Below are 13904 nucleotides of genomic sequence, written 5' to 3' on the forward strand. Positions count from 1 at the left end.
ACCGGGCACAGCAACGTACCAACTCGCTCGGAGGACCCCATGAAGCTCCGCCTGGCCGCGATCGTCACCAGCGCCCTGGTCGTCACCAGCCTCGCGGCGGCCGTGACACCGACCGGTGCCGCGTCCGCCAACACCGCGCCCGACGCACCCGTCGGCCTGACCGTCGACGACGTCGCCCGTCCGCTCAACACCGACCTGACCCCACGGTTCGGCTGGCTGCCCCAGGACAGCGACGCCAACGAGGTGCAGAGCGCCTACAAGATCGAGGTACGCGACGCCGCCGGTGAGATCGTCTGGGACTCCCGCAAGGTCACCTCCGCGCAGCAGTCCTACATCGACTACGCCGGCGAGACCCTCGAGCCCGGCAGCCGCTACACCTGGCGGGTCATGACCTGGGACCGCGGCAAGCTCCCGTCGCGGTGGTCGGCGAGGGCCGCGTTCGAGACCGGGATCGGCGACGGCGACTGGGCCGGCGCGAGCTGGATAAGGAGACCACCGGGCACCGCGGAGAACCCCGCCCAGGAACGCGACGAGTGGACCCTGGCCCGCGCCGAGGTCGAGGTCCCGGACGGCAGGATCGTCCGCGCCCGCAGCTACCTGGCCGCCAGCCACACCGCCGAGCTCTATCTCGGCGGCGAGCAGGCCGACCGGATGAGCAACTTCGGCTACCTGAGCGAGGGCTACTACCAGGCCGCGGACGTCACCGACCTGGTCACGCCCGGCGAGCGCCTCGCCCTCGGCGTGAAGCTGCACTGGTTCAGTGGCGGCCAGGGCCGCGCCGCGGGCATCCCCGGCGTACTCCTGAAGCTCGAGCTCACCTACGCCGACGGTGAGACGACCACGATCGTCACCGACGGCTCCTGGAAGGTCCGCCGCGGCCCGTATGTCACCGTCGGCACCCGCAACGGCGAGGGCCTGTGGATCGAGCACCTCGACGGCCAGGCCGCCCGGGCGATCGGCGACTGGACCGCAGCCGGCTACGACGACTCCCAGTGGTCCGGTGCCGTGGTCGTCGGCGCGCACCCGGTGGCGCCGTTCACCCACCTGGAGGGCCAGCAGACCCGGCTCGAGGAGACCGTCGTCCACCCCGAGCGCATCCTCGAAGCCGCCGACGGCACCCCGGTCGCCGACTTCGGCACGATCATCCCGGCCCGACCCGGCGTGCACTTCGAGGACGGAGTGGCCGGGCGACAGGTCCCGATTCGCGCCGGCTACGAGCTCGCCGACACGGGCCGGGTCTCGACCACCGGCCTCTCGACGCAGAGCACCAACATGTCCTTCCCCTACACCCAGGCCGCGGGCGCGCAGGACTACCTGGCGGTCGGCCATCTGGGCTTCCGCTACCTCGAGATCCCGGGCGCGGGGGAGGAGATCACCGCCGAGGACGTGACCGCCACCGTCGTGCACACCGCGTACGACGAGGACGGCGCCGCCACCTTCGAGAGCTCCGACGCGACCCTCGACGACGTGTGGGACCTGATGGACCGATCGCTGCGCTACTCGGTCCAGGAGACCTTCGTCGACACCCCGACGCGTGAGCAGGGCCAGTTCCTGCACGACACCGCCAACATCTCGATCGGCCTGATGTCGGCCCAGCGCGAACGGGTCGCCTCCCGCCAGGCGATCCGGGAGTTCCTGCTCAGCCAGGAGCGCTACTGGAGGACCGGCAACGACGCCGGCCGCTACAACGCGGTCTACCCCAACGGCGACGGCAAGCGCGACATCCCCGACTTCACCGAGGTCGTCCCCGACTGGATCTGGCGCTACTACCTCGAGACCGGCGACAAGGCCGTCCTCGAGGACGCGTACGACAACCTCACCGCCACCGCCGGCTACATCCGCCGCCACATCGCCACCAGCGGCCCGACTCAGGGTCTGGTCACCAACCTCTCCGGCGGCTCCGGCCAGTATCTCTACGGCATCGTCGACTGGCCCGCCCACGGCCGCTTCGGCTACGACATGACCACCGCCGCCAGGACCACGGTCAACGCGCTCGGCGTCGACGTGCTCCGCAAGGTCGCGTTGATCGGCGAGGAGCTGGACCGCCCCGACGCCGAGGTCGCCGCCCTCCGCTCGGACGCCGACGCCCTCGCGACCCGGATGAACCAGACGCTGCGCAAGGCGGACGGGTCCTACGTCGACGGTCTGCTCGCCGACGGCACCCAGTCCGCCCACGCCGGCCAGCACGCGACCTCGTACGCCATCGCCTTCGGTGTCGCACCGGAGCAGGACGTCCCCGCACTCGGTGAGCAGATCGCCTCCCAGGGGATGAAGCAGGGCCCGATGACCGCTCACGTGCTGCTCGAGGCCCTCGCCGACGCCGGTGCCGACGAGAGCGTCCTGACCCTGCTGACCAACGAGGACGACTACGGCTGGGCCGGGTGGCTCGCCGACGGAGGCACCTTCACTCCCGAGGCCTGGGAGCTGAGCGGCTCGGCCAACAGCGCCTCCCACGGCTGGGGCTCGCGCGGCATCGTCGACGTCACCGAGTCGGTGCTCGGCATCCGCACCACCGCCCCGGGCGCAGCCGAGGTCGAGCTCACCGTGCCGGCCACCGGTCTGACCCACGCCAAGGGCTCCGTGGCCACCCAGCGCGGCCGCGTCGCCTCCGCCTGGACCCGCACCGCCGACGGCCTCACCCTCCGCGCCAGCATCCCGGTCAACGTCACCGCGGTCGTACGCCTCCCCGAAGGCTCCTACCTGGCCACCGGCCCCGGCAGGGCGACCCCGGAGCGCCTGGGTACCGAGAACGGCATCACCTCCTACCGGATCGGCTCCGGCGCCTGGACCTTCACGAAAGGGGCATGAACAGGTGCCGTGACTCCGCTAACCTGCGGCAGTGCGCCGAATCGCCGTGCTCGCCGCGGGTCTCCTGGCCGGGTCGACCCTGGCCGCCTGCGGCACGACCGAGCCGCGCGAGACGGCCTGGCCCGACGGGCTCACGGCCAACCTCGACCAGACCCGGCTCCAGCGCAACACCGGTGAGGCGTTCGTACGCCTCGTCAACGACACCGGCACCTCGATCGAGGTCTCGCGCGTCGAGGTGAGCAGCGACCGGTTCCGGGCCCGATGGACGGGCTCGGAACCGGTCGACCCCGAGATGGACTTCGACTTCGACATGCCCCGCGGGAAGTGCGGCGAGGGCGGCGACGCCGACCTGACCATCACCTGGCGTCGGACCGGCAAAGAGGGGGAGTGGCGCACCAGCACCGGCACGGCCGAGGACAGGTACGCCAACGTCGACCGCCTCCTCGACCGCGACTGCGCCGAGCGCAGCCTGACCGAGGCCGCCGACATCACCGTCGGCGAGCCCCGGGTCGAGGGTGAGGGCAAGCAGAGCGTCTTCATCCTCCCGGTCACGTTCGCCCCGACCGAGGGTCGCCCGGACGTCACCTTCGACGGCTGGGAGGGCACGGTGCTCTTCCAGCTCGCGGCCGAGACGCCGACCTGGCCGCGAGCGACCCCGCTTCCGATGACGGGCGATCCGACCACGCTGGAGCTGCGGGTCCTCCCCGCCCGGTGCGACCCGCACGCCCTGGCCGACGACAAGGTCGGCAGCCTCTTCCGGGTCCACGTCGGCGGCCCCGACGTCCCGGACGGCGCCAGCTACTTCCTCCCGCTCAGCAAGGCCCAGAAGACCGCCCTCTACGACTTCCTGCCCGGCTACTGCGGCTGGGAGTGAGGCTCAGCCGAAGAGCGGCCCGAGCGCGGCCCGGGCGAGCAGGAACCCGACGATGCCCACTGCCCATGCCGTCGCGCTGGCGGCATGCTTGGCCAGCCAGTCGTCGAGGAGGGCCAGCGGTCGCGCGACCAGGGGAGCGGCGAAGACGCGCGCGGCGGTGAGCAGGAGCGCCGGAGCGATCATCACGGCGCAGTAGCCGAGCACCCACAGCCCCGACACCGGCCAGTCCGGCCCCTGGGTCCCGATCACTCCGATCGCGGCGAGGTAGGGGAGCATCGAGGCGGCCTCGACCAGCCCGGCGAGCACCGCCAGCGCGGCGAGCGCCGAGGCCGAGCCCGACTCGGAGGCGACCGCCCGCTCGCGCCAGCGGAGCAGGCGGCGCGGCGGTTCCGGCGCCTCGGTCCGGCCCTTCGCCGACCTGGGCGGGTCCAGCTTGAAGCTCCACGCGAACAGGCCGACGCCTACGAGCAGCTGCCCCCAGAGGAACGGGCGCGAGCCGCTCAGCCCGGTGAGCGCATCGGCCACGGCCGAGCCACCCAGCAGGATCGCGATGCCGAGCAGCGCGTAGAACCCGGCGATCGCGCCCAGGTAGACCAGGATCCGCCCGGGCCGCACCCTTCCCGGCGCCATCAGCAGCCACACCGGGATCAGCAGAGTGCCGAAGCTGGTCGAGTCGATCAGCGCCAGCACCGCCAGTGCGACGTACGTCGCGGTGCCGCCCAGGTCGCCGGTGAGTGGGCCGAGGTCGATGTCCATGCCCCGAGGCTCGCGTGTGCCCGGCCTCGCGCGCGTCAGCCGAACCGCTGATCCTTCCGCCCAGGGATACATCCTTCGGATGACCCCGGGGAGGCGGCGTACGTGCTGAGATGGTGTCGTGGACCGCCCGACCCTGCTGCAGCAGCTGCCCGCGGCGCTTCTCGGCGGTGGCACGAGCCTGCGCGCCGCGGACCGCCGGCTGGCCTGGCTCGACGCCGTGGTCGTGCTCGTTGCGGGTCTCGCGCTGCACGCCCTGGGGCAGGTCGGAGGCGTACGCGGCGTGCACCCGTTCGGCATCGACCTGGACACCGTGCCGACGTGGTGGCATCTCGTCCCGCTCGCCCTCGCGGCGGGGGCGCTCGTGCTCAAGCGGCGCCGGCCGCTCGCGGTGCAGACCGTGGTCGCCCTCTGCTTCGGGGCGGACCTGCTGCTCGGGGGCAGCATCGCGATGGTGGTGGTGCTCTGGGACGCGCTCTTCGCCGGCCAGCTGCACGGGTCACCGCTGGCGCGACGCATCGCCGCCTTCGCCGTCGCGGCGGCCATCGCTGCCTCGGTCGTCGCCTCCGCCGCGGCCACCTCCGACCCGCGCACCCCGGTCGTGCTCGCGCTGACCCTCTTCGCGATCGTCGTCACCCCGATGTGGTGGGGCAGCAACGTACGTCAGGGCAGCGAGCTCGCCGATGCCGCCGATGACCGGGCCCGGCTCGAGCGGGAGCGCAGCGCCGCGCTGCTGCGCCTGGCCGACGCCGAGCGGCACGACGCGGTCCGGGCCGAGCGCTCCGCGGTGGCCCGGGACCTGCACGACGTCGTCGCGTCCCACCTGTCCGCCATCGCGCTGACCTCGGGTGCGGCGCTGGCCGGCGAGCAAGACCCGGAACGGGATCGGGCGGCGCTGCGGTCGGTGCGGGCCGAGAGCCTGGCCTCGCTCGACGACATGCGCGCGATGATCCGGGTCCTGCGCTCCGACGGCGAACCCGGCGACGCCGAGGACCTCACCGCCGCCTCCCGCGCCGCCAACCTCGGCCCCGTCCTGGAGCAGGCGCGACTGGCCGGTCTGCCGCTGCGGGTCGACGACCCCGGTGGGCTTCTCGACGGCGCCGACCTCGCGCTGCCGGTTGCGGTCGACCACGCCGTCTACCGGATCGTGCGCGAGTCCCTGACCAACGTGCTCAAGCACGGCGGCGGCACCACTCATCTGCGCCTGATCCCCGGCGACGCCCTCGCGATCGAGGTGGCCGATGCCGGCGCCGCGAAGGAGCCCGCGGCCGAGGCCGGCACCGGTACTGGAGTGGTGTCGATGCGCGAACGAGCCGAAGCCCTCGGTGGGACCTTCGAGGCCGGCCCCGACGGCACCGGCTGGCGGGTCCGAGCGATCCTGCCGCTGCCGGGAGCGAGCGCATGATCCGGGTCCTGCTCGCCGACGACCACGCCGCCATCCGAGCGGGCCTGCGGATGCTGCTCGCCACTGCCGGCGACATCGAGGTGGTGGGGGAGGCCGCCGACGGCGCGACCGCGGTCGCCAACGCGCGGGCCCTGCGCCCCGACGTCGTGCTGATGGACGTACGCATGCCCGGCACCGACGGCGTGACCGCGACCCGCCAGGTCGTCGATGAGGGGCTCGCCGACGTACTCGTGCTCACCACCTTCGACCTGGACGAGTACGTCTTCGGCGCTCTCCGCGCCGGCGCGGCCGGGTTCCTGCTGAAGTCGGCGGAGGCCTCCGACCTGGTCGACGCGGTCCGGCACGTGGCCGCGGGCGACGGCGTGGTCGCCCCGGAGGTGACCCGACGGGTGCTCGCCGAGCTGGCCGGCGCACCGGACCGATCGGGCGCTGCGGTCACGCCCGCGGCACCGCTCCCCGCGGACCTCACACCCCGGGAGAGGGACGTGCTCGCCGCCATGGGACAGGGCCTGTCCAACGCCGAGATCGCCCAGCGGCTGGTGATCTCCGAGGCGACGACGAAGACCCACGTCTCTCGCGTGCTGGCGAAGCTCGGGGTCGCTTCCCGGGTCCAGGCGGCGATCGTGGCCCGCGAGGCGGGCATCGTCTGACGACGCGCTCACACCTCAGAGTTCACCGGTTCGTGACCTTCGGAGCCCCCATCCGGACGTGCCAGGTAGCAGAATTACCAACCGTCCGTAACGCACACACTGGAGGATTCATGTCCGGGAAGAACCGCTCCGTGCTCACGATGCTCAAGCTGCTCCTCGCAGCTCTCGTCGCCACCACCGGCCTGCTCGGCGGGAGCGTCGCGCTCGCCCCTGCCGCCCAGGCCGACTGGATCGAGAGCTGCACCCACAAGGGCTGTGCCGAGGCCCTCGACTCCAACGAGGTCTGGGCCTCGCTGGGCTACCCGTCCAACCGTGGCTGGCACGACTGGCCGCCGACCGGCACCTGCAACTTCTCGGGTGGCACCTACAACAACTACGAGGGCGAGCTGCCCTCGGGCCACTCCTACCTCGAGTTCGACGTGACCCCGCGTGAATGCGGTGCGCAGCGTCAGTCCTACCGGCTCGTGGTCGACACCACAACGGGTGATGTGTACTTCACTCCCGACCACTACAGCACCTTCTACTTCCTGGTCTGAGTTTTTCGGGAACGGGCCTCTGACCTGGGCAGACACGACATCGTCGGCCCAGGTCGGAGGCCCGTTCCTGTGCCTGTAACCTCCTGAGACCTCGCTGAGACCCTGCTGACACACCGCTGAGACGACGCAAACACGGTTCCGAGGATCGCGAACCGGCTGGGAGCCCGCCGTACTCTAGGAACGTTTGTGACCGCGGGAGGGGACAATTTGAGCTGGCAGGGCAATCCGCCTTACATACCGACACCGGCGCCGAAGAAGAAGCGAGGAAAGAAGGTCCTGAAGGCCTTCTTCATCGTGATTCTGGTGGGCGCGCTGCTCGGCTCTCTGGGTGTGATCGTGGCCTACAACGCCATCCCGATCCCCAGCGCCAACTCCGCGTACGAGAAGGAGACGTCCTTCGTCTACTACCGCGGCGGCGAGGAGGAGATCGGGCGCTACATCGCCGACTCGCAGGACCGGGACTCGCTGCCCTATGACGAGATCCCGCAGCTGATGAAGGACGCCGCGGTCGCCGCGGAGGACCGCACGTTCTGGACCAACAGCGGTATCGACATCAAGGGCATCGTGCGCGCGGTGGTCAACAACAACACCGGCGGCGCACAGTCCGGCGCCTCGACGATCACCCAGCAGTACGTCAAGAACCTCTACCTCACCCAGGAGCGCACCTACACCCGCAAGGTGAAGGAAGCGGTCATCTCGCTGAAGATCAGCCGGCAGAAGTCCAAGGAGGACATCCTCGCCGGCTACCTCAACACCATCTACTTCGGCCGTGGCGCCTACGGCATCGAGGCCGCGTCGAACGCCTACTTCGACAAGCCGGCCGCGAAGCTCACCCTCCGGGAGGCCGCGGCGCTCGCCGCGATCCTCAACGACCCCAACGACCTCGACCCGAGCAACGGCGAGGAGTCGGTCGCCGAGCTCGAGGGCCGCTACCGCTACGTCATCAACTCCATGGTCAAGATGGAGATGGTCGACGCGGCCGAGGGCGAGAAGGCCAAGGAGTCGCTGCCGAAGTTCAAGAAGCCGCGCTCCGACAGCCGCTACGGCGGCCAGAAGGGTCATGCGCTCAAGCTGGTCCGCGACGAGCTCCTCAAGCTCAAGGACGAGCAGGGCAACCCGCTGGTCACCGAGGACGAGATCAACGGCGGCGGGCTCCGCATCACCACCACGCTGACCAAGAAGACGATGAGGACCGCGGAGCAGGCGGTCAACGACGTACGTCCCGATGACAAGAAGGCCTACATCGAGGGCGACGTCAGCGACGAGCTCCACGTCGGCGCGGCGACGGTTGACGTCAAGACCGGCGCCCTGCGCGGCTTCTACGGTGGCCAGGACTACCTGGAGTCCCAGATCAACTGGGCCGCGAGCAGCTCGACCATGGCTGGGTCGACGATGAAGGCGTTCACGATGGCAGCGGCCCTGAAGGCCGGCTACTCGCTCAAGGACAGTTGGGACGGCAACTCGCCCAAGGACTTCAACGGCCTGCCCGTCCGCAACTCCGGTCAGAGCGCCGCCGACCCGAACGGCCACAGCTATGGCTCCGTCAGCAGCCTTACCGCGATGGAGAAGTCGATCAACACCGCCTTCGTCGAGATGTCCGACTCACTGCCCAACGGCAGCAAGGACGTCTACGACATGGCCGTACGCTCCGGCATCCCTCGCGGCGACCGCAGCGACCCCGCCTACCCGGGCATCCCGATGAAGTCGGGCGGCGACATGCAGCCCGAGAACTTCCTGCTCACGCTGGGCAACTCGACGGTCAGCCCGATCAACATGGCCAACTCCTACGCCACGATCGCCAACGGCGGAGTGCACAACGACGTCTACGTCGTCTCCAAGGTGGTCGACGCCGACGGCACCGTCCTCTACGAGCACGACGACACCGAGGGCAGCCGGCGGGCGATGGACGAGGACGTCGCCGCCGACACCTCCTACTCGCTCCAGCAGGTCGTCTCCAGCGGAACCGGCCAGGCGGCCAGCGCGGTCGTCCAGCCCGCCGCGGGCAAGACCGGCACCGCGACCAACGACAAGGACGAGGTCTCCTCGGCCTGGTTCGTCGGCTACACCCCGCAGCTCTCCACCGCCGTGGCCTACAGCCGCGGGCAGGGCAGCGGCGCCCTGGACGGCTGGCTCGACACCTTCTTCGGCGCCGACTACCCGGCCGACACCTGGGTCGAGATCATGGGAGCGCTGACCGACGAGCTCGACTACGAGGAGTTCCCGCCGCCGGCCTGGCTCGACGGTGACGCCCCCGAGTCCGGCCACGCGCCGTACGTCCCGCCGAGCCCGGATCCCGAGCCGACCGAGGAGCCGAAGCCGTCGGACACGCCGACTCCCACCCCGACTCCGACGCCGACCCCGACGCCGACCCCCACCCCGACTCCGACGCCGACTCCGACGCCGACCAAGACGCCCGGACCTCCGGACCCCGACCCCGACGACCCCTCGACCGAGCCGGGGCCGCTCTGAGGCGGATCCGGTCCGTACAGATGACGTGTCAACGCTTGCTGGGGGACCTCATTTCCCGCGGCCTTGCCCGACACGGTTAGATAGTGCCCGTGTCTGTGATCGCCCCCGTCGACGTCCACGATGACACCGCTCTGAAGGCTTGGTACGCCGTGGAGGCGGCATCGATGGCCTTCGATCGACCCTACGCGTCGCATCGCACCTTCGAGGCGCTCGCGAACTCCGTGCGCACCCCGCACGACCACGGCCGCCGCGTACTCCTCGCCGCGAAGGAGCAGGGCGAGACGATCGGCATCGCCGAGCTCGACCTCCCGGAGGAGGAGCGGAGCCACGTCGTCGAGCTGGGCATCCACGTCCTCCCCGTGCACCGCTGGCGCGGGGTCGGCACCGAGCTGTGGCGAGCCGCCGATGACGTACGCCGCACCAGCGGCCGCACCCTGACGACCGCCGAGGTGACCATCCCCCCGAAGTCGTCCCTGGCCTTCGCGCGAGCGCTCGGCTTCAAGTCCGTACGCCGCGAGGACCACCTCGCCGCCGACCTCCCGCTGCCGCACAAGCCCTTCAACGTTCTCGGCTACGAGATCCTGATGTGGGAGGACCGGACCCCCGAGGACCTGCTCGCCCAGTTCGTCGGCCTGCGCAACCAGATGGGCAAGGAGATGCCGGGCAAGTCCCACGAGGACCTGGTCGCGCACACCGCCGACCGCATCCGCTCGGCCGAGAAGAGCACCGCGCGCTCCTACGACCGCATCACCGCCGCCGCCCGCGAGATCCTCACCGGCGAGCTCGTCGGCTACTCCGTCATCTTCCTCGCCCACGGCAGCGACGAGGCCATCCAGGACGACACCTTCGTCAAGTCCGCCCACCGCGGCCACAAGCTGGGCCTCGCCCTCAAGGTCGCCACCCTCGCCGCCGTCCAGCGCGACCACCCCGAGCGCACCAGCATCCACACCTGGACCGACCCGTCCAACGACGTGATGCAGCGCATCAACAAGCAGTTCGGCTTCCGCAAGATCGAGCTCATGCACGAGGTCCAGCGCACCGATCGTTGGTAGGCCGTGCGGGGCTCGAACCCGCGACCCAAGGATTATGAGTCCTCTGGCCGCGTGGCGTTGACCTGGCCTTTCTTGTCACGACGTCGTGCTGGCGACGCGATTCGTACGTCAGGGGTTAAGTTGCGAGCTCCCGCCCCCGCTGGACTCGGGCGCGGGTTGAGCCGTCTTGTCGAGCCGGACCGGCTTTCTGCGGGTGGTGTTGTGCGCCTGACGGGCGAGGCGACTGCCACCATCACGAATGACAACGGGCGGCGGTTGCCTCGGTAACTTGATTCGACTCAGCGTCGGGTGGCCGGGGTTGCCGGCGATCCAGACGACCGCCTGTTCCATACAGATCTGGTTTACGTCGTTCGCGAACTCGGCGGCGTCCTTGCCGGTCAGTACGACGTGCCTCGTCAGCCGGAAACTTTCGGGTTGGTCATACACGATGGCGTGCAGGGGGCTGATGGGCATCGCGATGGCTTCCGCGTTAGCGAGGCCGACGCTCCCGCTGCTGAGCTGGATGAGGTCCTCTGGCGCGACAGGCTCGCCGTCCACGAGGACGTTGCGGGGGTGGCCTCGCATCTGCCTACGAGTAGGCCGAGCGAAGTCGGCGGGCCGCTCGAGGCAGACCGGTTCGTCACTGATCACTAGCAGTTGCTGGTCAAGGGTGACAAGGCAGGCAGCCCGGGTCGCAAGGTGTGCATTGATCATTTCGACGTTGCTGGCGAGGAACTCGAGGTGATGGTTCTGGTGTGCGCGGAACTCGACTCTGTCGAGATCGTCAGCGCTGAACTTGTCCTGGTTGACGAGCTTCATCCCGTAGTCGGCCACGACCTCGTAGACGCGTCGCAATGAGGGTCCACGCACCAACTGCAACGCGACGAAGGCGTCGATTACCTGTTTCTCCTCCTGATCGAACGGTCTCGGCCGACTGAATGGGTTGTCGAGGTGATCCCGCAAGATGTCGGCCGCGGCACCTTCAACTACACCCCACAACTGTTCAAAAGAGGAGTTGAGTTCGCCCGCCTGGTCGATGAACGTATAGAAGTCGGTGACCGCAAGCGCCTTGATGTTGCTCAGTCGCCTTCCTCCCGTAGCGCGATCTCGGACCAGCACCTGGTCCTTGGCGTTTGCGAAGCGTTTCAGGATGAACTTCGGCACCACATGATGCTTCGCCCCGACGTACCTCTTGGGGTCGATCTTCGCCATGACCTCCTCGGTCTGGCGAGCGATCAGCCGCTCGGATGTCCAAGGTGGCCGTTGACTTGTGCGCGCGTCATCGGCAGAAGGCCAGTTCACACAGGCATCTAAGCACTCGCCACCGACAGGTCCTGGAGACCGAGGAGGAACGTCGACGTTGAACGGTCTGCGGGTTGAGCGGTTTGTGGTAGGCCGTGCGGGACTTGGGCCCGCGACTGGAGAAATCCAGATGATCCGCTGCCGAATTGGCCGCTGATCATCTACAGATCATTCAACGCGTCCTCGTCAGCGTGTTCGATGTAGAGGTGGTAGACATCTATGTCGTCGGGCAAGTCGGAGGGTTCGACCTTACGAGGTTCTGGGTTGATGCTGCCTTCCTTCAACTCGTCAGCTCCGTCTAGACGTAGTTGACAAACGTTGCAACCGAAGGCGAGAGGCGAGAGCGTGACGACGGGGTAGGGGAATGGAATCGGGTCATACCGCCCGCCGCCCATTGGCTCGACGTCGAAGTCCACCTCGTAATCAACGTCCAGACGTCCGTAGAGCCTGCCGGCGGAGCCGCACACCGGGCATTGCTCCTTAACGCCAAGCAGGGCACCGTTGTCGGACAGCCTCCCATCTAGGTGGTCGGCTGCTGTGGCCTCCCTCGCAGCCACCACTTCATCAGATTGTTCGCCGGCTGTCTCGCGGAGCTTCTCGAAGGTGTGTCGGGCCCGCGCACGTCTCCTTCCGATCAACTCCTCCACCGTGGTGCGGTAGTTCTTGCGAAGGGTGGCCACGAGTGGAAGGTCAGCCGCGCCGTAGAAATCCTCGGGCGACGTACCGATCTCGGCAAGCAGACGGTCACAGGCGGTGATGGCGAGGCGAAGCAGTTGTTCTGAGGATGCCGAGGCACGAGTGCCAACGTGCACGGCCCCGTTCCTGGCGTCGGCGAGGCTCTTGGCTCCGTCCGCGTTGAGTGGCCACGTCGGGACAATCGTCATGACTCGGTCCAGGACTGCGCCCAAACCAATCGTTCGAAGACTGGGGTCGGCGAGCGACGGGTTCAGTGCCATCCGGATGAAGAGGCCCTCATGCTTTCGATCGATGGGCAGTACCAGCAACGGGTTGGTTCGCCACAAGAAGGCCTTCCCGAGCTGCTCAACCGCCATTGGAGCGGCGACGGCGACGAGCGCTGGATCCTTGTCGGCCCATGCGCGCGCTGCCCGTCGAATCCACTTTCCCGCCGCCGCAGTCAGTTCCTCGGCATCCGTGTGGGCTGCGTTTGCGGCGGACGTAGGTTCAGGGTCTTTCATCTCCGCACTCCTCGTCGATAGTGGGCCAGAAGGTACAAGTAGCCCCGCAACGCGACCGGACCCGCGCGACATCCTAAGGCGGGACCTGGCGAACATCTGTGAGTTGGGGGACACTCTGTCGGCGTTCTCAAGGGGCTGGACGAGTGGGATGGTCGAAGTCGAGCCCGAGGCAGCCGTCGCATTTGGGAAGCTGGGTGAAGAGGTCGGCGTGACAGGTGCCCCCGTCTATCTGGGACAGGGGCACCTGGCTGTAGGCCGTGCGGGACTTGAACCCGCGACTGGGCGATTATGAGTCGCCTGCTCTAACCCACTGAGCTAACGGCCCGGGCAGATCCTAGCGGGCTCTATGCGGCTTCGTCGTCATCGGCCAGAGCCCGCTCGATCCGCATGCGTGCAGCGTCTTCCTGACCGTCGACGGCGTGCGCGTATACGGTCAGAAGGACCTGAACGCTGTGGCCGGCCCATTTCGCCACGAGTGGCGGAGGCGTGCCGGCGGCGAGCCAGGTAGAGACGGCTGCGTGTCGCAGGTCGTACGCACGAAGTGCCAGCGGGGAGTTCTGTTCTTCGGCGGTGAATGCGGCTGCTCTGGCGCTCTTCATCACGCGGCCAACAGCGGAGAGCAGCACCGGGCGCGACAGCGACGCGGGCAGCGCATGGCCCAGATCCGTTTCGGAAGCCACGACCTGATCGTACGTCTGTGGGGCGCAACGGTCGTGTGTCGTAAGTTGGGACTCGGGGTCGATCCGTGGAGCACAGGAGTCGATCCGACATGACCAGAGCACGCCGTAAGTTGCGGATCAAGCGGCCGAACCGACGCGACGACGAGATCACGACTGCCGGCATGGCTGGCGCCGCGGTGTTCCTGGCTGGCGAACGTGGG

At 69.0% G+C, this 13904-nt stretch carries 11 protein-coding genes and 2 tRNA genes; 7 read left to right on the forward strand and 6 right to left on the reverse strand.

Annotation, left to right across the window (positions count from 1 at the left end):
* Positions 1 to 39: 39 nt before the first annotated feature.
* Both ACIO3S_RS17785 and ACIO3S_RS17790 read left to right on the forward strand, forming a co-directional pair.
* Positions 40 to 2808, forward strand: a complete 2769-nt coding sequence (locus tag ACIO3S_RS17785; protein ID WP_400466265.1) for a family 78 glycoside hydrolase catalytic domain — start codon at positions 40 to 42, stop codon at positions 2806 to 2808.
* A gap of 31 nt (positions 2809 to 2839) precedes the next feature.
* Complete coding sequence (locus tag ACIO3S_RS17790; RefSeq protein ID WP_400466268.1) at positions 2840 to 3682, forward strand: hypothetical protein; 843 nt, start codon at positions 2840 to 2842, stop codon at positions 3680 to 3682.
* A gap of 3 nt (positions 3683 to 3685) precedes the next feature.
* Here ACIO3S_RS17790 and ACIO3S_RS17795 read toward each other — a convergent pair whose 3' ends face one another.
* Positions 3686 to 4438: a GAP family protein gene (locus ACIO3S_RS17795; protein ID WP_400466271.1), complete on the reverse strand. Its 753-nt coding sequence runs from the start codon at positions 4436 to 4438 to the stop codon at positions 3686 to 3688.
* Positions 4439 to 4556: 118 nt separating this feature from the next.
* Between ACIO3S_RS17795 and ACIO3S_RS17800 the strand changes: the two genes are divergently transcribed.
* The 5 genes from ACIO3S_RS17800 to ACIO3S_RS17820 all read left to right on the forward strand — a co-directional run bounded on the left by ACIO3S_RS17800 (position 4557) and on the right by ACIO3S_RS17820 (position 10547).
* Positions 4557 to 5840: a sensor histidine kinase gene (locus ACIO3S_RS17800; protein WP_400466274.1), complete on the forward strand. Its 1284-nt coding sequence runs from the start codon at positions 4557 to 4559 to the stop codon at positions 5838 to 5840.
* Complete coding sequence (locus ACIO3S_RS17805; RefSeq protein WP_400466277.1) at positions 5837 to 6490, forward strand: response regulator; 654 nt, start codon at positions 5837 to 5839, stop codon at positions 6488 to 6490. The genes ACIO3S_RS17800 and ACIO3S_RS17805 overlap by 4 nt, the downstream gene beginning before the upstream one ends.
* Positions 6491 to 6600: 110 nt before the next feature.
* Positions 6601 to 7026, forward strand: coding sequence for a ribonuclease domain-containing protein (locus ACIO3S_RS17810; protein ID WP_400466280.1), 426 nt, complete (start codon positions 6601 to 6603; stop codon positions 7024 to 7026).
* A 207-nt stretch (positions 7027 to 7233) separates the two neighbouring features.
* Positions 7234 to 9495, forward strand: a complete 2262-nt coding sequence (locus ACIO3S_RS17815) for a transglycosylase domain-containing protein (RefSeq protein ID WP_400466283.1) — start codon at positions 7234 to 7236, stop codon at positions 9493 to 9495.
* An 89-nt stretch (positions 9496 to 9584) separates the two neighbouring features.
* A complete protein-coding gene (locus ACIO3S_RS17820) occupies positions 9585 to 10547 on the forward strand; it encodes a GNAT family N-acetyltransferase (protein WP_400466286.1) in 963 nt (320 codons plus the stop codon).
* Here ACIO3S_RS17820 and ACIO3S_RS17825 read toward each other — a convergent pair.
* From ACIO3S_RS17825 to ACIO3S_RS17845, 5 genes are all read right to left on the reverse strand, one after another.
* Positions 10542 to 10616, reverse strand: a tRNA-Ile gene (locus ACIO3S_RS17825). The genes ACIO3S_RS17820 and ACIO3S_RS17825 overlap by 6 nt on opposite strands.
* A 39-nt stretch (positions 10617 to 10655) precedes the next feature.
* Positions 10656 to 11738 (reverse strand): DUF4238 domain-containing protein, encoded by a 1083-nt coding sequence (locus tag ACIO3S_RS17830; protein ID WP_400466289.1) that lies wholly within the window; start codon positions 11736 to 11738, stop codon positions 10656 to 10658.
* 251 nt (positions 11739 to 11989) lie between these two features.
* On the reverse strand, positions 11990 to 13024 hold the full coding sequence (locus tag ACIO3S_RS17835) for a hypothetical protein (protein WP_400466292.1): 1035 nt from the start codon (positions 13022 to 13024) through the stop codon (positions 11990 to 11992).
* A gap of 251 nt (positions 13025 to 13275) precedes the next feature.
* Positions 13276 to 13349 (reverse strand) — tRNA-Ile (locus ACIO3S_RS17840).
* A 19-nt stretch (positions 13350 to 13368) separates the two neighbouring features.
* Positions 13369 to 13704, reverse strand: coding sequence for a hypothetical protein (locus ACIO3S_RS17845; protein ID WP_400466295.1), 336 nt, complete (start codon positions 13702 to 13704; stop codon positions 13369 to 13371).
* Positions 13705 to 13904 lie beyond the last annotated feature (200 nt).

This window comes from Nocardioides sp. NPDC087217, from assembly GCF_044744805.1.
GTDB lineage: Bacteria > Actinomycetota > Actinomycetes > Propionibacteriales > Nocardioidaceae > Nocardioides.